The organism is Streptomyces sp. NBRC 110028 (genome assembly GCF_001417735.1).
GTDB lineage: Bacteria > Actinomycetota > Actinomycetes > Streptomycetales > Streptomycetaceae > Streptomyces.
This window is the reverse complement of the sequence record NZ_BBUZ01000029.1, coordinates 184,866-204,390: the sequence shown is the minus strand read 5'-3', so window position 1 is coordinate 204,390 and position 19,525 is coordinate 184,866. Positions and strand designations below refer to the sequence as shown.

Sequence of the window (19,525 nt, the reverse complement as noted above, 5' to 3'; positions counted from 1 at the left end):
AGCCGTCGCTCATAAAGCCAGCTTATGCCCTCATAGGAGAAAAGGGCCTGGTGGGAGGCGCGGTATCGGACGAGGGTGCGGTCATGGTCACTGCCGCGCCCGCCCCGCCCCTGCCCGCCGTCCCCCGGGACCGCCCCCGGCCGTCCGTACGTCTCCTCGGCCCCAACTGGTACGCCACGGTGATGGGTACCGCGATCGTGGCCACCGCGGGCGCCGGGCTGCCGGTGCGCGTCCCGGGGCTGGGCGGGCTCTGCCGGGTGGTGTGGGCGGTGTCGGTGCTGGCGCTCGGCGCCGTGCTGGCCGCCCGCGCGGCGCACTGGGCGCGCCATCGTGACCGGGCCCGCGCCGCTCTCCTGGACCCGGCGGTCGCGCCCTTCCACGGCTGCCTCCCCATGGCGCTGCAGGCGGTCGGCGCGGCGACGCTGTCGGTGGGGGCGGAGGTGATCGGCGTACGGGCGGCGGTGGCCGTGGACGCGGCCTTGTGGACGGCCGGAACGCTCACCGCCCTGCTGACGGCGGCCGGGATCCCGGTGCTGATGGTCGCAACGCACCGGATCGGGCCCGGGGACGCGTCCCCGGTGTGGCTGCTGCCGGTCGTGGCGCCGATGGTGTCGGCGGCGACCGGTCCGGCGCTGGTGCCGCATCTGCCGCCCGGTCAGGGGCGGGAGGCGCTGCTGCTGGGGTGTGTGGCGCTGGCCGGGGCGAGCCTGCTGGGGACGTTCCTGATGCTGCCGCTGATCTTCGGCCGGCTGGTGCGCCACGGTCCGCTCCCGGCGGCGCTGACGCCCGCGCTGTTCCTGGTGCTGGGCCCGCTCGGGCAGTCCACGACGGCCGCGGGCGGGCTGGCCGACGCCGCGGCGTACACGGCCGGCGTGCCGGAGGCCGCCGCCCGGTTCGCCTCGGTGGTGTACGGGGTGCCGGTGATGGGGTTCGCGCTGCTGTGGCTGGCGTCGGCGGGGGCGCTGGTAGTGCGGGCGGCGCGGCGCGGGATGCCGTTCGCGATGACCTGGTGGGGGTTCACCTTCCCGGTGGGCACCTGTGTCACGGGGGCGGCGGCGCTGTTCCGGCACACCGGTCTGGACGCTTATCGCTGGCTGGCGGTGGGGCTGTACGGCGCCCTGGTGGCGGCGTGGGGATTGGTCGCGGCGCGCACGGCGCTCGGTCTGGCGCGCGGCACGCTGCTCACGCCGTAGCGGGCCGCTGTCGTGCGCCGCCCGTAGAAGCGCCCGGCGCCAGCGCGCCGCCGTAGAAGCACCCGCCGTAGAAGCACCCGCCGTAGAAGCACCCGCCGTAGACGCGCCCGCCGTCAGCGCGCAGCCGCGAGCGCCGCACCGAGGACGGCGGGCGCCTCCGCCAGCGAGGGGCCGTACCAGGTCAGATGGCGCCCGCTGACGAGCGCGGCGGGCAGCCCGGGGAACGCCTCGGGCCCGTCGTCGGCCGTGAAGCGGTACGGCTCGTCCGGCAGCACCACCAGCTCAGCGCCGCACCCGGTCAGCTCGTCGACCGGGACCCGGGGATAGCGCTCGGCGTGCCCGGCGTACAGATGCCGTACGCCGAGCCGGGCCAGCAGGTCCCCGGCGAAGGTGTCCCGGCCCAGCACCATCCACGGCCGCCGCCATACCGGCACCACGGCCCGCAGCGGCGCCCCGGCGGGCCGGACGTCCGCCCAGGCGGCCTCGGCCTCGTCCAGCCAGCCGGGGCGCGGCAGGCCGCAGCCGCGCACCAGGACCCGTTCCAGCTCGGCGAACGCCTGCTCCAGCGTTCGTACCTCGGTCACCAGCACATCGAGCCCGGCGGCGCGCAGCGCGGCGATGTCGGGGGCGCGGTTCTCCTCCTCGTTGGCGAGGACGAGGTCCGGGGCGAGGGCCGTGATCCGGGCGATGTCGGGGTTCTTGGTGCCGCCGACGCGCTCCGCGCGCAGCCCGGGCGGATGGCTGCACCAGTCGGTCACCCCGGTCAGCAGGCCGGGCTCGGTGGCGGCGACGGACTCGGTGAGCGAGGGCACCAGGGACACCACACCGCGTACGCGGGCACGAGGGCTCATCGCCCCACCGTACGGCCGCTCACCGCGGGCAAAAGACCGCCGCCGCGGTCCGGAGCGGTGAGGCTCCGGACCGCGGCGGCGGATGTCACCACGGTGGGGCGGGGGTCAGGGGGTGACCGGCGCCATCTTGTCGACGATGCCGGGGTGGGCGTCGATCCACTTCTGGACGCCCTTCTCCTCGTTGCCCTTACCCGCGTCCTGCACGGCCTGCTCGAGCGTCGCGAGCTCCTTCTCCGTCATGTGCCACTTCTTCAGCCACCCGTTGAACTCCGGGAACTTCTTCGGGAAGGACTTGTTGGCGAGCGTGTGGAGCTGGTTGTTCGCCCCGAAGGCCTTCTTCGGGTCCGCGAGCTTGGTGAGCTTGTACTTGCTGTACGCCCAGTGCGGGGTCCACAGGACGACGGCCACCGGCTCCTTCTTGGCGTAACTGCGCTCCAGCTGCGCCAGCATCGCCGGGGAGGAACCGTCGGAGACCTTGTACTCCTTGTCCAGGCCGTACTCCTTCAGAACCGTGCCCTTGAGGAGCTTCATCTCACCGGTGCCCGGTTCGATGCCGACGATCCTGCCCTTGAAGAGGTCGGCCTTCCCCTTGAGGTCGGCCAGGGACTTCACGTCCTTGACGTAGGACGGCACGGCGATCTCAAGAGAGGTCTTGTCGTACCACGACCCGACGTCGACCAGGTTCTTCTTGTACTTGTCCCAATACTGTTTCTGCGCGACCGGCAGCCAGCCGTCGAACTCCACGTCGACCTGACCGGTGCTCATCCCGGTGAACATGGAACCGACGTCGTACTGCTTGATCTCCGGCTTGTAGCCGCGCTTCTCCAGGACGTTCTTCCACAGGTACGTGGTCGCGATGTCCTCGTCCCACGGGAAGTAGCCGATCTGCGGGGCGGCCCCCGCGTCCTTGCCCTTCTGCTGGGCACTGCCGGGCACCGGGGCGAGCTTGTTCGCCACCCCCGGGTTGTCCTTCAGCCAGGCGCGCACGCCCTGCTGCTCCTTGCCCTTACCGGCGTCCTGGATGGCCGCCTCCAGGCTGGTGAGCTGCTTCTCGCTCAGCTTGAAGTTCTTCATCCACTTGGCGATCTGCGGGTTCTTCTGGGAGAAGCCCTTGCGCGCGATCGTGTTGATGTGGTCGCCCTTGCCGAAGGCGCCCTTGGGGTCCTTCAGCTTGGTGAGCTTGTACTTGTCGTACGCCCAGTGCGGGGACCACAGGGTGACCGCGATCGGCTCCTTCTTCTGGTACGCGCGGTCCAGCTGGGCCAGCATCGCCGCGGTGGAGCCCTTGACCAGGGTGTAGTCCTTGTTCAGGCCGTAGCCCGGCATGACCTTGTCCTGCATCAGCTTCATCTCACCGGCGCCGGGCTCGATGCCGGTGATCTGCTTCTTGAAGAGGCCGGACTTGGTCTTCAGGTCGTCGAGGGACTTCACGCCCTTGACGTACGAGGGCACGGCGACCTCCAGCGAGGTCTTGTCGTACCAGGAGCCGAGGTCTTCCAGCTTGTCCTTGTACTTCGCCCAGTACGTGGCGTGGGTGGCCGGGAGCCAGGCGTCGGTCTGCAGGTCGATGTTGCCCGCGGCCATGCCGGTCCACAGGGCGCCGACGTCGTACGACTGCACCTTCGGCTTGAAGCCGCGCTCCTCCAGCAGCTCCTTCCACAGGAAGGTGGAGGCGACGCCCTCGTCCCAGTTGATGTAGCCGAGGTTGACCGACTGGCCCTTGCCGACGTTGGCGGAGACGGCCGGACCGCTCTCGTTGCCGCCGAACATCTTCATGCCGCCGGCAACCAGGGCCAGGACGACCACGCCGACCATGGCGACCGAGGTAGCGGGCCGCCAGTGGAGCACCCGGGAACCGGTGAGCGCCTTGGCCTTCTCCTTCGCCAGCGCGCGGCGGGCGAGCGGGGAGACGCGCTGATTGAGCGCACTGGTCATCCGGTCCAGGTACATGGCCAGGATGACCACCGCGATACCGCCTTCGAAGCCCATGGCCACGTCGACGGAGCTGATCGCCTGGAAGACGGTGGAGCCCAGGCCCTCGGCGCCGACCATGCCGGCGATCACGACCATGGACAGCGCCAGCATGATCACCTGGTTGACGCCCGCCATGATGGTGGGCAGGGCCAGCGGCAGCTGGACGCGCATCAGGGTGCGGCGCGGATGGGTGCCGAAGGCGTCGGCCGCCTCCACCAGCTCGGCGTCGACCTGGCGGATGCCCAGCTCCGTCATGCGGACGCCCGGGGGCATCGAGAAGATGACGGTCGCGACGACACCGGGGACCACCCCGAGGCCGAAGAAGAAGATGCCGGGGATCAGATAGACGAAGGCGGGCATCGTCTGCATGAAGTCCAGCACCGGGCGGATCGACGCGCTCACCCCGCGGTTACGGGACGCCCAGATGCCCAGCGGTACCGCGAACACGATGGTGATCACACCGGCGACCAGCACCAGCGCGAGGGTGTTCATCGCCTCGCCCCACAGCTCGATCGAATCGATGAGCGCGAAGCCGAGGAAGGCGAGGACGGCGGGCAGCAGACCGCGCAGCCACCAGGCGAGCACCGCGAGGATGCCCGCGAACAGCAGCGGCTCGGGCGCGCTGAGCACCGAGTTCACCCCGTCGTACATGCCCTGCACGACGGAGGAGATGAAGTCGAAGAGCCAGCTCAGGTTGTCACGGAGCCAGTTGACGCCGGAATTGATCCAGTCGCCGAGTTCGAGCCTAGGCACCGGAGATCACCTTCTTCGCGGACTCGGGCGCGTCCGGGCTGCCGGATGACGTCGGCGTCGCGCCGTCGCCGCCGGTGTCCCCGTCGCCGAGGACGGCGAGCAGCCGGGCGCGGGGGACGACGCCGACGAGGGCGCCGTCGCCGTCGGTCACCGCGACCGCGGCAGCGCTGCGCGAGCAAGGGGTGAACAGCTCGGCGATCGGGGTGTCGGTGCCGACGGTGGCGGGGGCGGCGTCCAGCACGTCCTGCGCGGTGCGCAGCGGCGTGCCGTCGTCAGCGGTGGTGCCCAGCACATCGGCGGGGTCCGACATGATCGCCCCGGCGGTGAGCACCCGGCTGCGGTCGACGTCCTTGGTGAAGGAGGCGACGTAGTCGTTGGCCGGGGTGACCAGGATGTCCTCGGCGGAGCCGATCTGGACGATCCGGCCGTCGCGCATGACGGCGATGCGGTCGCCGAGCCGCATGGCCTCGTTGAGGTCATGGGTGATGAAGACGATGGTCTTCTTGAGCCGCTTCTGCAGCTGGACCAGCTGGTCCTGCATATCGCGGCGGATCAGCGGGTCGAGCGCGCTGAAGGACTCGTCCATCAGCAGCACGTCGGCGTCGGTGGCCAGGGCGCGGGCGAGGCCGACGCGCTGCTGCATACCGCCGGACAGCTCGTCGGGCCAGGACTTCTCCCAGCCGGCCAGGCCGACCATCTCCAGGGCCTCGGTGGCGCGCTTGTCGCGCTCCTCGCGCGGTATGCCCTGGACCTCCAGACCGTACGCGGCGTTCTCCAGGACGCTGCGGTGCGGGAAGAGGGCGAAGTGCTGGAAGACCATGCTGATCTTGTGGGAGCGCACCTGGCGCAGCTCGCGCGGGCTGAGCGCGGTGAGGTCGTCGTCATCGAAGAGGACGCGTCCGGCGGTCGGCTCCAGCAGCCCGTTCAGCATGCGCAGCAGCGTGGACTTCCCGGACCCGGACAGACCCATGACGACGAATGTCTGACCCGCCTCGACCGCGAAGGTGGCGTCGACGACCGCGGCCGTCGTGCCCTCCGCTCGCAGTTTTTCGCGGTCCGCACCGCCCTCGAGATCGGCTACCGCCTCATCGGGTCTTCTGCCGAACACCTTGTAGAGGTGTTCGGCTCGCAGTTTGGACACATATACCTCTCAGATCGCACCAAAAAACGACCCGCCACCCCCGTCGGCAGGTCGTGGAACAGTACGGCACCGGACCGCACGCCTTACGCAATAGCTGAATCACTCAAGGGCTTCGCTCCGGGGGCGCGCCTGCCCCTTTCTTCATGGCGTAAACCATACGGTGACCCAGCTCACAATCCCAGTCCGAGGCTGTCACCGGCATGCGGCATCATCGAGTCGTGACCCGACGCCTGATGCTTCTCGACACCGCTTCTCTGTACTTCCGTGCCTATTTCGGGGTGCCCGATTCGGTCAGGGCCCCGGACGGCACTCCGGTGAACGCCGTACGCGGACTGCTCGACTTCATCGCCCGACTCGTCCAGGACCACCGGCCGGACGATCTGGTGGCGTGCATGGACTTCGACTGGCGGCCCGCCTGGCGGGTCGAGCTGATCCCCACCTACAAGGCGCACCGGGTCGCCGAGGAGGCCCCGGAGGGGGCCGGGGTCGACCAGGAGGAGGTTCCGGACACCCTCTCGCCCCAGGTCCCGGTGATCGACGCAGTGCTGGACGCGATCGGCATCGCCCGGGTGGGCTCCGCGGGCTACGAGGCGGACGACGTGATCGGCACGCTGGCCGGGCGCGCGGCCGGGCCGGTCGACATCGTCACCGGCGACCGCGACCTCTTCCAGCTGGTCAGCGACGAGCGCCGGGCGCGGGTGCTCTACCCGGTCAAGGGGGTTGGCACGCTGCAGCTGGTGGACGAGGCCCTGCTGCGCGAGAAGTACGGCGTGGACGGCGGGGGGTACGCGGACCTGGCGCTGCTGCGCGGCGATCCGAGCGACGGACTGCCGGGCGTCCCCGGGGTCGGCGAGAAGACCGCCGCCAAGCTGCTGGCCGCCCATGGCGATCTGGCCGGGATCATGGCCGCGGTCGACGATCCGGGGTCGAAGCTGACCCCCGCGCAGCGCAAGCGGCTGGACGAGGCACGGCCGTATCTCGCGGTCGCCCCGAAGGTCGTCCGGGTCGCCTCGGACGTTCCGCTGCCCCCGTTCGACGCCGCCGTACCGCGGGCGCCGCGCGACCCGCGCGCGGTGGACGCGCTCGCGGAGCGCTGGGGTCTGGGTGGATCCCTCCGGCGGCTGCTCTCCACACTTGAGGGATAAAGTGTTAGGTTAGCTTAACCTAACTGTTGTCGATCAAGGAGGCCGCCATGGCAGACCGTCCGGCTCGTACACGTCCGCGGCCCTACCGTGCCCAGGTGGTGCGCACCGACCGGCTGACCCCTCATATGGTGCGGGTGGTGCTCGGTGGCGACGGTCTCGCCGATTTCAGCGCCGGTGAATGGACCGATCACTACGTCAAGCTGTTCTTCCCCATCGAGGGCGTGGCCTATCCCGAGCCGTTCGACCTGGAGCGGATCCGGGAGGAGTTCCCGCGCGAGCAGTGGCCGGTCACCCGTACGTACACGGTGCGCGCCTGGGACCCGGCCGCCCGCGAGCTGACGCTCGATTTCGTGGTCCACGGCGACGAGGGCCTGGCCGGGCCGTGGGCGGCGCGGGTGCGGCCCGGCGAGGAGATCTACTTCCGGGGGCCGGGCGGCGCCTACGCCCCGCGCGAGGACGCCGACTGGCATCTGCTCGCCGGTGACGAGAGCGCCCTGCCCGCGATCGCCGCCGCGCTGGAGCGGCTGACCCACCGGCCGCAGGGCGCGGACACGCCTCCGGTGCGCGCCTTCATCGAGGTCGCGGGCCCCGAGGAGGAGCACAAACTGGCCGTTCCGGACGGGGCCGAGGTGGTGTGGCTGCACCGGGGCGCCGCGCCGGTCGGCGAGGCGCTGGTGGCGGCCGTCCGCGGGCTGGACTTCCCGGCCGGTCAGGTGCAGGCGTTCGTGCACGGCGAGGCGGGCTTCGTGAAGGAGATGCGCCGCCATCTGCGGCTGGAGCGCGAGGTGCCGCGCGAGTGGCTGTCCATCTCCGGCTACTGGCGGCGCGGTCATAACGAGGACGGCTGGCAGGCGTCGAAGCGGGAGTGGAACCAGCAGGTGGAGGCCGAGCAGGAGGGCCTGAGGCCCGAGGCCGCGGCGTAGGGCACCGCGGGCGCGCGCGGACGGCGGGCGGGTGGACGGCTGAGGCCGCGCACCCGCCCCCTTGGCTTTTCGAGGACCCGCGAACGCCCGCGGGGCACCCACGGGATCTGCGGCCGGGGGCCCCGCCCCTCGTGATACCGCGCTCGGCCTCAGCCGACGGAGGAGTACGCCACGACCCCGCGCAGCAGCCCGTCGACCGCCTTGCGGGCGCTGCGCGCCACCGTGCCGTCCGGGGCCGCCGCCGCGATCTGGCCCAGCACGTCGATCAGCTGCTTGCACCAGCGCACGAAGTCACCGGCGGGCATGTCCACTTCCCGCAGCAGCTCGTCAAGACCGTGGCCGGACGCCCAGCGGTAGGCGGCCCAGGCGAAGCCCAGGTCCGGTTCGCGCTGGCCGACCCCCTCCGCCTGGTTGATCCTGTGATCCTCCTCCAGGGCGTCCAACCGGCCCCAGATACGGACCATCTCGCCCAGCGCCTCCTTGGCGGGCCCGGTGGGGAGCTTGGGCGGCAGCGCGTCGTCTGCCGCCCGGGACTCGTACACCAGCGCCGAGGCGCACGCCGCCAGCTCGGCGGGCTTCAGCCCCTCCCACACGCCTTCCCGTAGGCATTCGCTGGCCAGCAGGTCCAGCTCGCCGTAGAGCCGGGCCAGCCGCTTGCCGACGTCCGTGACCTCGTCACCGCGCAGATAGTCCAGCTCCGACAGCAGGGCGCAGATCCGGTCGAAGGTGCGGGCGATGGTGTTCGTACGCCCCTCGATGCGCCGCTCCAGCTGGCGGGTGTCGCGCAGCAGGCGGTGGTAGCGCTCGCCCCAGCGGGCGTGGTCCTCGCGGTCGGAGCAGCCGTGACAGGGGTGGGCGCGGATCGCGGCGCGCAGCCGGGCGATCTCGGTGTCGTCGGCCGCGTGCGACCGCTCCTTGCGGTGCCGCCGCGCATCGTGGTGACCGGCCTTGGTGCGCAGCGCGGAGGCCAGGTCCCTGCGGGACTGCGGGCTGCGCGGATTGAACGACTTGGGGATCCGCATCCGGTCCAGCGGCTCGACCGGCACCGGGAAGTCGATCGAGGCCAGCCGCTTGACCTGGCGCTCGGCGGTGAGCACCAGCGGGCGCGGCCCGTCGTGGTGCTCGAAGCCGCGGTGGCGGTCCGCCCGCCCGGCGGCCAGCCCCGGGTCCAGCACCAGGGCGAGCCCGGCGAACTTTCCGGTGGGCACGTGGATGACATCACCCGGGCGGAGCTTCTCCAGCGCCACCGCGGCGGCCGCGCGGCGCTGCGCGGCGCCCTGCCGGGCCAGCTCGGTCTCACGGTCCTTCAGCTCGCGGCGCAGCCGCGCGTACTCGTCGAAGTCACCGAGGTGGCAGGTCATGGAGGCGCGGTAGCCCTCCAGCCCCTCCTCGTTGCGCTGCACCTGACGGGAGATCCCGACGACCGCCTTGTCGGCCTGGAACTGGGCGAAGGAGGTCTCCAGCAGCTCCCGCGAGCGGTGTCGGCCGAACTGGGAGACCAGGTTGACCGCCATGTTGTACGAGGGCTTGAAGGACGAGCGCAGCGGATACGTGCGCGTGCCGGCCAGGCCCGCGAGGGCGGCCGGGTCCATGGCGCGCTGCCACAGCACCACCGCGTGGCCCTCGACGTCGATGCCGCGCCGCCCCGCCCGCCCGGTCAACTGGGTGTACTCGCCGGGGGTGATGTCGGCGTGCTGCTCGCCGTTCCACTTGACGAGCTTCTCCAACACCACCGAGCGGGCTGGCATGTTGATGCCCAGCGCCAGGGTCTCGGTGGCGAAGACCGCCTTGACCAGGCCGCGGACGAACAGCTCCTCGACGACCTCCTTGAAGGTGGGGAGCATTCCGGCGTGGTGGGCCGCGATGCCCCGCTCCAGGCCCTCCAGCCACTCGAAATACCCCAGGACATGGAGGTCTTCGTCGGGGATGCCCGCGGTGCGCTCCTCGACTATCGCCCGCACCTGGGCGCGCGCCGCGTCGTCGTTGAGCCGCAGGCCCGCGTACAGGCACTGCTGGACGGCCGATTCGCAGCCCGCCCGGCTGAAGATGAAGGTGATGGCGGGCAACAGCCCCTCGGCGTCGAGCCGGTCGATGACCTCGGCCCTGCCCGGGGTCCAGATCCGGCTGCGCTGGCGGCGCTCGCGCTCCCGGTCGGCCTCCCGCATGTTGTTCCGCCCCCGGCGCTTGTCGCGGCCGAAGGCGGGGCGGCTGTTCTCCATCCGGGCCAGCCGGACGAGGTCGGGATTGACCTCGCGGCGGCCGGACTGGTCACCGTCCTGCCCGCTCTTCTCCTCGAAGAGGTCGTACATCCGGCGCCCGGCCAGCACGTGCTGCCACAGCGGCACCGGGCGGTGCTCGGAGACGATCACCTCGGTGTCGCCGCGGACGGTGTCCAGCCAGTCGCCGAACTCCTCGGCGTTGGAGACCGTCGCGGACAGTGAGACGAGCGTCACCGACGCGGGGAGGTGGATGATGACCTCCTCCCAGACGGCGCCGCGGAAGCGGTCGGAGAGGTAGTGCACCTCGTCCATCACCACATAGCCGAGGCCGACCAGCGACTGGGAGCCCGCATAGAGCATGTTGCGCAGCACCTCGGTGGTCATGACGACCACCGGGGCCTCGGAATTGACGCTGTTGTCGCCGGTGAGCAGGCCGACCTTGTCGGCGCCGTAGCGCTTGACGAGGTCGGTGTACTTCTGGTTGGACAGCGCCTTGATGGGCGTGGTGTAGAAGCATTTGCGGCCCTGGGTCAGCGCCAGGTGGACGGCGAACTCGCCCACGATGGTCTTGCCCGAGCCGGTGGGGGCGGCGACCAGCACACCCTTGCCGGCCTCGAGGGCCTGGCACGCCTCGATCTGGAACGGGTCCAGGGCGAAGGCGTACATCTCGCGGAAGGGGGCCAGCGCGGTGGCCTGCTCGGCGGCCCGGACGCGGGCCGCCGCATAGCGCTCGGCGGGAGTCAGCTCGTCGGTCATCGTATGTACGAGACTACCGGCCACCTCCGACAACGCACGCGATCTTTACGGCGGGATGGGGGTCCGGGGCCCCGGGAGGGCCCCGGACATCCGCCGGCGGACGCCTACGTGACGTCGTCGTACCCGTTGCGCCGCGCCGGGTCGTCACCGGCCGTCAGCTCGCCCGCGCCGACGCGCTCGGTCTCCTCGATGGCCTCCGGCATCAGATCCAGGCTCGACGCCTCGTCGTCGCTCAGGCCGAAGTCGGGGTCGGCGGCCCGGCGCCGCGCCCGGCGGCGGTCGTTGACGAGGGCGACTCCGACCGCGCCGAAGTAGAGCACGGTGACCGGTCCGGCGAGGGCGAACATGCCGATCGGGTCGGTGCTGGGGGTGGCCACGGCGCCGAAGACCGTGATGCCCATGATCATGGCCCGCCACCAGCCGAGCATCCGGCGGCCGCTGAGGATGCCGGTGAAGTTCAGCAGGATCAGCAGCAGCGGGAGTTCGAACGCCAGACCGAAGACGACGATCATGCGGGCGAGCAGATCGAGGAAGTCGTCCAGCGGGAGCAGATTGTTGGCCCCGCCGGGCGTGAAGTCGAGCAGGACCTTGGCGCTGGTCGGCAGGATCTTGTAGGCGAAGAAGGCACCGCCGACGAACAGCGGCACGCCGAGGCCCACGAAGAAGAGTCCGTACTTCTTCTCGTTGCGGTGCAGACCGGGCGCGAGGAACGCCCACAGCTGGTACAGCCAGACCGGGGTGGCCAGCACCAGGCCGGTGGTGAAGGAGACCTTCAGCATGATCGTGAACGGCGACAGCAGACCGTTCACGGTGAAGTAGGCGCACTGCTTCTTGGCGTCGTGGTTGGCCAGCTGGGACAGCCGGGCACCGTCCGGGCAGCCGACGGAATCCAGGACCGGTTTCATCAGGAAGTCGACGATGTCCTTGTAGAAGAACATCGCGACAATCGTGATCACACAGATCGCCAGGACCGATTTCATCAATCGGTTGCGCAACTCGCGCAAGTGGTCCGCGAGGGGCATCCGCCCCTCAGGGTCCTTCTCCTTCTTGTTGCGGGCAGACTTGAGCAACCCACGTCCTCATCTCGTGCGTCGAACGGCGGCCGTCGGCGCCGCCGCCAAGTGGGCCCGGGTCAGCGCTTGGTGGTGTCGCTCGGTTCGGCCACCGGACGGGAGCTGGAGACATCGCCCGGAGCGGCCTGGATGGTGCGGTGGGCCTGGTCCTGGCCGGGGTGCGGCGGGTCCGCCGGGGCGTCCTGGTCCTGCTTGCCTTCCGACTTCATCGCCTTGGCCTCGCTCTTGAGGATGCGGGCCGACTTACCCAGCGAGCGCGCCATGTCGGGGAGCTTCTTCGCGCCGAACAGCAGCAGAACAATGATCAGGATGAGGATGATCTCGGTAGCGCCGAGCCTTCCGAACATATTCGTCTACCTTCTCACCGAGGCGGCTGGGGGGTGGGGCTGCCGACCGTTCGGACAAAAGTCCGGCAGCCGTGCTGTCAGCGATCGTAGCGCGCAGGGGTAAATACAGGGCAATCCCCATGCAGACGCCTGGTTGCGGCCCTCCGCCTCGATTCCAGGGCCACGACCAGCCAGCGTACCCCGCTCGTCCGTGACGCAGCAGGGCGCCGTCGATCAGTGGCCGTGCGCAGCGCTCCCGTCCCGGCGCACCGCTCCCACCTGCGCACTCAGCGGTTCCGTGGCCCGCTCCAGGTCCTCGGCGGCCCGGGTGATCCGGGCGGAGCTGTCCGATACCTGCCGGGCCAGCCGGCGCACCTCGGCGTAGACCCGCAACGAGAGCACGGCGAGGACGGCGATTCCGCAGAAGGCGAGGGCGAGGGCGAGCATCGGCCAGAGCATGGAACGAGCCTATCGGGACCGCGGTGCCCGATCGGCGGTCGGCCCGGCGTCAGACGGTCGAGTGCAGCCGCAGGGTGCGCACCCCGCCGCCGGTGAGCAGCTCCACGATCCGCTCCCCCGCGGGCTTGCGCACCGCGCTGCCGCAGTCGGGACAGGTGAAGGAGTAGAAGGTGGTGCGGTCACTGGCCCCGATCGCCAGCCGCAGCGCCCCGGCGGCCAGCTCGAACCGGCCCCGGCACTCCGGGCAGGCTGCCTTGAAGATCACCGAGGTGGGATTCCCCCCAGCGGTCACTGTGTGCGTCCCTTCACTCACCGCGAGCCGTCACTCACCGAAGCCGTCACTCGCCATATGCCGCAAGCGCCTGCCGCGCCGCGTCCCTGGCACTGTCCGCGAGCCCCTGCGGTGCGACGATCCGGCCGTCCCTGCCGAGCCGCAGCGCCAGCCGCCGCAAGCTGCCGGGGTCGGGGGCGCGCAGCGTGATCCGCAGGGCCCCGTCGGGCAGCTCCTCCGCGCGCTCGTGTGGGTAGTACTCGGCGACCCAGCGCCCGCCCGGACCGACCTCGACGACCACCTCCGGGTCCTCGGCGCCGGTCTGCACCAGCCCGGTGGACGGATCGGAGAGGTCGCGCAGCTCGATGGGGGGCGGGTCGGACGCCTCGTCCAGCAGCTTGATCTCCACGACCCGGTCGAGCCGGAAGGTGCGGCGGGCCTCCGACAGCCGGCACCAGGCCTCCATATAGGTGTGGCCGACGGCGAACAGCCGGATCGGGTCGACCTCGCGCTCGGTGACCTCGTCGCGCGCGGGCGAGTAGTAGCGCAGCCACAGCCTGCGGCGCTCGGAGATGGCCCGGTCGACGTCGGCGAAGACGCCGCCCTCGGACTCGAAGGTGACCGACAGCCGGGAGCTGGCGCCCGCCACCTCGCCCGCCGCGGCCTCCAGCTTGGCGGTGGCCCGCAGCAGCGCCTCCCGGTCGCTCTCGCGCAGGCCGGGCAGGGTGGCGACCGCGCGGGCGGCGACGAGCAGCGCGGTGGCCTCGTCGGCGGCCAGCCGCAGCGGCTCGGCGACGTCGTCGGGGTTGTGCCACCAGATGCGCTCGCCGTCGGTGTCGATGTCCAGCAGGTCCCCGCCGCGGAAGCTGGTGCCGCACAGCGGCAGCACATCGAGGTCGGCGATCAGCTCGTCCTCGCTGATGCCGAACGCGCGGGCGACCTCGGCGACGCGGGCCCCGGGGCGCTCCCGCAGGTACGTCACCAAGGACAGCATCCGGCGAGTCTGGTCAATGGCGTTTCCGGCCATGATGAAGTCGTTCCGTCCCCTCAGCCCTTGGCCACGGCGCGCAGCCGCTCGACGACATCCGCCCGCAGCTCGTCGGGCGCCAGTACGACCACGTCCGGGCCGAATTCCACGAGCCAGGCATCCAGCCCGTGTCCGTACGGAATCTCCAGCTCGTCCCAGCCGTCGTCCCCGGCGCTGGTGGTGAGCGCCTTCGCGCGCAGCGGATAGCCGTGCCCGGCCCGCACCCTGATCCGGGCGGTGCCGGTGGCGGTCTCCCCCGCCCAGCTCTCCACGGTCTCCCGCACGGTGGAGTGGTCGGGCACCTCGGCGGTGTACGCGCCGGAGCGCAGCCGCACCCGGCCGGTGATCCGGGAGAGCCGGAAGACGCGCTCGGCGGACCGCCCGCGGTCCCATCCGGCGAGGTACCAGTGGCCGCGCCAGCACTCCAGCGTCCACGGCTCGACCTGGCGCTGCTCGGGGCGCGCGGCGTTGGACTTGCGGTAGTCGAAGACGACCGGGCGGCGGTCGCGGCAGGCGAGCATCAGCGGCTCGAACGCGGCCTCGTGGACCGGGATGTGCGGCTGCAGCGCGCTCTGCGGCTGGGTGTCGTACGGGTCCTCAGCGACCGGCATCCCGGCGGCGCGCAGCTTCTGCAGCGCGCCGCTCGCGGCGCCCGCGAGCCGGGCCTGCTGCCAGACCTTGGCCGCCAGGCCGAGAGCGGCGGCCTCCTCGGCGTCCAGGGTGATCGGGGGGAGGCGGTTGCTGTCGCGGCGGGCGAGGTAGCCGACTTCGCCGTCCAGGCCCTCCACCGTCTCGATGACCAGGCCGAGTTCGCGCAGATCGTCCTTGTCGCGCTCGAACATGCGGTTGAACGCCTCGTCACCCGCGGCGCCGGGCCCGCTCGCCCCCTCCAGGTACGCCTCTATGGAGCCCCGCAACTCCCGTTTGGTCAGCGGACGCCGGGTTCCCAGCAGGCACAGCGCCAGATTCATCAGCCGCTCGGCCTTGGCAATCGCCATCGACGCCCTTTCTTCTTGACCTTACGACCGTGACCGTACCGCTCCGGGCACGCACCGCAAAAGCCGAGGGCCCCCGCCCACAGGCGGGGACCCCCCGGCTTTGACCTTTGAGGCTCGTTCGCCTCCGGCGCGCCTCAGCTCACTCGCCGTGCGGTACGTGGGGTCTCAGACGGAGACCAGGTCACACACGAAGATCAGCGACTCGCCCGGCTTGATCCGGCCGCCGCCGGCGCCACGGTCGCCGTAGGCCAGGTGCGGCGGGATGATCAGCTGGCGGCGACCGCCGACCTTCATGCCCTGCAGGCCCTGGTCCCAGCCGGAGATGACCTGGCCGACACCGAGCTGGATGCGCAGCGGGGTGCCGCGGTTGTAGCTCGCGTCGAACTCCTCACCGGTGGAGAAGGCCACGCCCACGTAGTGGACGGCGATGTTGTCGCCGGCCTTGGCGGCGGGCCCGTCGCCCTCCCAGATGTCCTTGATCTCCAGATCCGCCGGCGGCTCGCCGCCCGGGAAGTCGACCTCGGGCTTGTCGATGCTCACGAAATTGCTCCTCGTTACGTTGTGGGCAACCCGCACACCCTACAGAACGGCCAGGATGTCGACGGTGAAGACCAGGGTGGAGTTGGCCGGGATGCCCTTCTGGGCCTTCTTCCCGTAGCCCAGGTCCGGGGGCACGACGATCAGCACCCGGCTCCCGGCCTTCTTGCCCGTGAGCCCCTGAGACCAGCCCTTGACGACCTGCTGCAGGGAGAACTGGGCCAGCTCGCCCCGCTTGTAGGTGGAGTCGAACTCCTTGCCGCCGTCCCACAGCACGCCCTTGTACTGCACCAGCAGCGCGTCCTTGGCCGTGACCTCGGGGCCGTCGCCCTCGATGACGTACTCGGAGACGAGCTTCTTCGGCGCGTCCTTCTTCGGGACGGTGATGGTGGGCGCCTTGCCGTCGGTGTTGTCGGTCACCTTGGGCAGGTCGATGTTGCTCTGCGCCACCTTCTTGCCCTTGGCGGAGCTCTTGGCGTCGAAGGCGCCCTTGAGGTCGATGACGAAGACCAGGGTGTCCGTGCCCTTGATGCCCGCCTGCGGCTGACCCTGCTTGCCGTACGCGTACGCGGGCGGGACGGCCAGCTCCAGCCGGCTGCCGACGGTGCGGCCCACCAGCCCCTGGTCCCAGCCCGGGAGCACCTGGCCCTTGCCGATCGGGAACGCGGCCGTCTGCTTCTTGTCGTAGGTGTTGTCCACGACCTTGCCGGTGTTCCAGATCTGGGCGAGGTAGTGCACCTGGACGTAGTCGCCCTTGACCGTCTTCCGCCCATCGCCCTTGATCACCGTCTTGACGGCGAGATCGGAGGACGGCTTCCCGCTGCCCTTGGCGACCTTCGGCTTCTGGCCGAACTCCTTGCCACCGGTGATCTCCGGCACCGGCCCGCTCACGATCTTCCCGCTGGGGGCCGGTGAGGGCGTCTGCCCGGTCGGCTCCTGGGACGGCTTGGCCTTGTCGGATCCTGACTCGTCGTCACCGCAGCCCGCGAGCGTGAGCAGGCCCGCGGGCACGGCAAGGAGTACGGAGCGTCGGCGCACGTCGGTCCTCGTTTGGTAGATCTTGCGATGGCCAATGCGCGCCACTTTACGGCGTGACGCGGGCCCCGTCCGAGAAACGCACGGGGCCCGCGTCATTCATAAGCCGTACGCCGACTCAGGCGGCCGTCTACATACCGGCGATGAGTTTCTCCACCCGGTCGTCGACCGAACGGAACGGGTCCTTGCACAGCACGGTGCGCTGTGCCTGGTCATTGAGCTTCAGGTGCACCCAGTCCACGGTGAAGTCCCGGCGCTGCTCCTGGGCGCGGCGGATGAAGTCACCGCGCAGCCGGGCGCGGGTGGTCTGCGGGGGCACCGACTTGCCCTCGAAGATCTTCAGGTCGTTGCACACCCGGGCCGCCTGGCCGCGCTTCTCCAGCAGGTAGTACAGCCCCCGGCGGCGGTGGATGTCGTGGTAGGCGAGGTCCATCTGGGCGATCCGCGGATGGGACATGGTGATGTTGTTCTTCGCCCGGTACCGCTCGATGAGCTGGTACTTCATCACCCAGTCGATCTCGGTGCCGATCCGGTCCAGCTCCTCGGTGCGGATCGCCTCCAGGGTGCGGCCCCACAGCTCCAGCACCCGCTCGACGGTGCCGGTGCGGATGCCCCTGCGCTCGCAGAAGTCGACGGCCTTCTCGTAGTACTCCTGCTGCACCTCCAGGGCGGAGGCCTCGCGCCCGCTGGCGAGCCGCACCTTGCGCTGCCCGGTGATGTCGTGGCTGACCTCGCGGATCGCCCGGATCGGGTTCTCCAGGGTCAGGTCACGCATCACGGTGCCCGCCTCGATCATGCGGAGCACCAGGTCGGTGGCGCCGACCTTGAGCAGCATCGTGGTCTCGGACATGTTGGAGTCGCCCACGATGACGTGCAGCCGCCGGTAGCGCTCGGCGTCGGCGTGCGGCTCGTCGCGGGTGTTGATGATCGGCCGGGAGCGGGTCGTCGCCGAGCTGACGCCCTCCCAGATGTGCTCGGCGCGCTGGCTGACGCAGTAGACCGCGCCACGCGGGGTCTGCAGCACCTTGCCCGCCCCGCACAGCAGCTGCCGCGTCACCAGGAACGGGATGAGAATGTCGGCGAGCCGGGAGAACTCCCCGTGCCGGGCCACCAGATAGTTCTCGTGGCAGCCGTAGGAGTTGCCCGCCGAGTCGGTGTTGTTCTTGAAGAGATAGACGTCGCCCGCGATTCCCTCCTCGTGCAGGCGGCGCTCGGCGTCGACGAGCAGACCTTCGAGAATGCGCTCGCCGGCCTTGTCGTGGGTGACCAGCTCGGTCACGTTGTCGCACTCGGGTGTGGCGTATTCCGGGTGCGAGCCCACGTCGAGATAGAGGCGGGCACCGTTGCGCAAAAAGACATTGCTGCTACGGCCCCACGAGACGACACGGCGGAAGAGGTACCGCGCCACTTCGTCAGGAGACAACCGGCGCTGTCCCCTGAATGTGCACGTGACGCCGTACTCGTTCTCCAGCCCGAAAATGCGGCGGTCCATGCCTGAACATTACGCCTGATGGCCTGCTCTGAAACCGGGTTCGGCGGCATGGCTCCGATCATTTTCCCGACGGAGGTCATCCGGCGTTCGCCCCGGCGCCTCCTTCAGGTGCCTCCGGGCGGCCAGCAGGACGGCCAGGGCGGCCGCTCCGGCGGCCCCCGGGACGGCGAATCCGAGACCCGCACCGCCCAGCTGCACGGCGGGGCCGGCGGCCGCCGTACCGACCGAACTGCCCACCACGAAGGTGGTCACGAGCCAGGAGAACGCCTCGGTGACCGTCCCCGCCGGGGCGTGCCGGTCGATGACGACGAAGGCACAGGCGAGCGCCGGGGCCAGGAACACCCCCGCCACGCCCGCGAGGGCCGTCATCGCGGGGACGCCCGGCACCAGGACGAGCGGCACGTAGCCGAGCGCCAGGGCGGCCACCAGCAGCCGCAGCCGCCGCTCGGGCGGACCGGCCCACGGGCGGGCCCCGTAGACCACGCCGCCGGCCAGGGCGCCCACGCCGAGCGCGGAGAGCAGATAGCTGGAGACCATTCCACCGCCGTGCTCGTCCGCGTACGCGACGGCTGCCACCGCGATCGCGCCGAGCGCGATCCCGACGAAGAAGAACGAGCCGAGCAGCACCAGCATCCCGGAGGAACGCAGCGCGCCCAGCCAGTGCGCCTCGCGCGGCGCGGAGCGCCACCGCCGGGACGGCGTGGACACCACGACGGACAGCGCGCCCAGGACCCCGGCCGCGTTGATGACCAGCAGCGCGGCCGCCTCGGACCAGCCGGCGACCAGAAGGGTGACCAGCAGCGGGCCGACGGCGAACATCACCTCCTGGGCCACGGCGTCCAGCGCGTACGCCGCGTGCACCTGGTCGGAACGGCGCAGGACGTCCGGCCACAGGGCCCGCAGCCCGCCCTCCAGCGGAGGCGTGAACAGGCCCGCGAGCAGCATGGCGGCGTACGCCACCGGCAGCGGATCGAGGCCCACGACGGCGAACAGCGTCATCCCGAGCGCGGACACCACGGCGGCCGGGAACATCACGACCGGCTGGCCCCAGCGGTCCACCGCCCGTCCCAGCAGGGGCTGCCCGATGGCGTTGGCCACGCCGTAGACGGCCGTGAGCGCCCCGGCCAGCGCGTAGCTCCCGCCCTCGGAGCGGGCGAAGAGCACCACGGCGAGCGCGGCGGTGGCGTTCGGGAGCCGGCCGATCAGCGTGCCGGTGAGCAGCCGTGCCGCGTGGCGGGTGCGCAGCAGTTCCCCGTAACCGGCGGCCATGGCTGCCCCTCCTGGTGGGTGATGGATCGGGTTTTACGTATAACGACGCGACGTTATACGTACCATGGCGGCCTGCCCCGGGT

Annotated in this window: 17 protein-coding genes; 3 read left to right on the top strand and 14 right to left on the bottom strand. The window is 70.9% G+C overall.

The window, feature by feature from the left end; all coding sequences use genetic code 11:
• Positions 1–83: 83 nt before the first annotated feature.
• A complete protein-coding gene (locus ASC60_RS21555; protein WP_055553585.1) occupies positions 84–1,193 on the top strand; it encodes a TDT family transporter in 1,110 nt (369 codons plus the stop codon).
• 113 nt (positions 1,194–1,306) lie between these two features.
• Here the strand turns inward: ASC60_RS21555 and ASC60_RS21550 are convergent, their stop codons facing one another.
• The 3 genes from ASC60_RS21550 to ASC60_RS21540 all read right to left on the bottom strand — a co-directional run bounded on the left by ASC60_RS21550 (position 1,307) and on the right by ASC60_RS21540 (position 5,912).
• The gene (locus ASC60_RS21550; RefSeq protein ID WP_055553433.1) at positions 1,307–2,044 is read right to left on the bottom strand and encodes a helical backbone metal receptor; all 738 of its coding nucleotides are present in this window, start codon (positions 2,042–2,044) and stop codon (positions 1,307–1,309) included.
• Positions 2,045–2,149: 105 nt separating this feature from the next.
• Entirely contained in the window at positions 2,150–4,771 is a 2,622-nt protein-coding gene (locus ASC60_RS21545; RefSeq protein ID WP_055553432.1) for an ABC transporter permease/substrate binding protein, read from the bottom strand.
• On the bottom strand, positions 4,764–5,912 hold the full coding sequence (locus ASC60_RS21540; RefSeq protein ID WP_055553430.1) for a glycine betaine/L-proline ABC transporter ATP-binding protein: 1,149 nt from the start codon (positions 5,910–5,912) through the stop codon (positions 4,764–4,766). Before ASC60_RS21540 ends, ASC60_RS21545 begins: the two co-directional genes overlap by 8 nt.
• A 233-nt stretch (positions 5,913–6,145) precedes the next feature.
• Here ASC60_RS21540 and ASC60_RS21535 point away from each other — a divergent pair, with 233 nt between their 5' ends.
• Positions 6,146–7,057 (top strand): 5'-3' exonuclease, encoded by a 912-nt coding sequence (locus ASC60_RS21535; protein ID WP_055553428.1) that lies wholly within the window; start codon positions 6,146–6,148, stop codon positions 7,055–7,057.
• A 47-nt stretch (positions 7,058–7,104) separates the two neighbouring features.
• Positions 7,105–7,980: a siderophore-interacting protein gene (locus tag ASC60_RS21530; protein ID WP_055553426.1), complete on the top strand. Its 876-nt coding sequence runs from the start codon at positions 7,105–7,107 to the stop codon at positions 7,978–7,980.
• Between the two features lie 149 nt (positions 7,981–8,129).
• Here ASC60_RS21530 and ASC60_RS21525 read toward each other — a convergent pair whose 3' ends face one another.
• The 11 genes from ASC60_RS21525 to ASC60_RS21475 all read right to left on the bottom strand — a co-directional run bounded on the left by ASC60_RS21525 (position 8,130) and on the right by ASC60_RS21475 (position 19,442).
• Entirely contained in the window at positions 8,130–10,955 is a 2,826-nt protein-coding gene (locus ASC60_RS21525; protein ID WP_055553424.1) for an RNA helicase, read from the bottom strand.
• Between the two features lie 104 nt (positions 10,956–11,059).
• Positions 11,060–12,025, bottom strand: a complete 966-nt coding sequence (gene tatC, locus ASC60_RS21520; protein ID WP_055553422.1) for a twin-arginine translocase subunit TatC — start codon at positions 12,023–12,025, stop codon at positions 11,060–11,062.
• A 62-nt stretch (positions 12,026–12,087) separates the two neighbouring features.
• Positions 12,088–12,375 (bottom strand): Sec-independent protein translocase subunit TatA, encoded by a 288-nt coding sequence (gene tatA / locus ASC60_RS21515; protein ID WP_055553420.1) that lies wholly within the window; start codon positions 12,373–12,375, stop codon positions 12,088–12,090.
• 213 nt (positions 12,376–12,588) lie between these two features.
• Positions 12,589–12,813: a hypothetical protein gene (locus tag ASC60_RS21510; RefSeq protein ID WP_055553419.1), complete on the bottom strand. Its 225-nt coding sequence runs from the start codon at positions 12,811–12,813 to the stop codon at positions 12,589–12,591.
• 49 nt (positions 12,814–12,862) lie between these two features.
• Complete coding sequence (locus ASC60_RS21505) at positions 12,863–13,126, bottom strand: hypothetical protein (protein WP_055553417.1); 264 nt, start codon at positions 13,124–13,126, stop codon at positions 12,863–12,865.
• A gap of 25 nt (positions 13,127–13,151) precedes the next feature.
• On the bottom strand, positions 13,152–14,111 hold the full coding sequence (locus ASC60_RS21500; protein ID WP_055553415.1) for a YafY family protein: 960 nt from the start codon (positions 14,109–14,111) through the stop codon (positions 13,152–13,154).
• A 20-nt stretch (positions 14,112–14,131) separates the two neighbouring features.
• Positions 14,132–15,109, bottom strand: a complete 978-nt coding sequence (locus ASC60_RS21495) for a YafY family protein (protein ID WP_055553413.1) — start codon at positions 15,107–15,109, stop codon at positions 14,132–14,134.
• Between the two features lie 165 nt (positions 15,110–15,274).
• The gene (locus ASC60_RS21490; protein ID WP_055553411.1) at positions 15,275–15,649 is read right to left on the bottom strand and encodes an FKBP-type peptidyl-prolyl cis-trans isomerase; all 375 of its coding nucleotides are present in this window, start codon (positions 15,647–15,649) and stop codon (positions 15,275–15,277) included.
• 39 nt (positions 15,650–15,688) lie between these two features.
• Positions 15,689–16,684, bottom strand: coding sequence for an FKBP-type peptidyl-prolyl cis-trans isomerase (locus ASC60_RS21485; protein ID WP_055553409.1), 996 nt, complete (start codon positions 16,682–16,684; stop codon positions 15,689–15,691).
• A gap of 127 nt (positions 16,685–16,811) precedes the next feature.
• A complete protein-coding gene (gene pafA, locus ASC60_RS21480; protein WP_055553407.1) occupies positions 16,812–18,173 on the bottom strand; it encodes a Pup--protein ligase in 1,362 nt (453 codons plus the stop codon).
• 9 nt (positions 18,174–18,182) lie between these two features.
• Positions 18,183–19,442, bottom strand: a complete 1,260-nt coding sequence (locus ASC60_RS21475; protein ID WP_055553405.1) for an MFS transporter — start codon at positions 19,440–19,442, stop codon at positions 18,183–18,185.
• Positions 19,443–19,525: the final 83 nt, after the last annotated feature.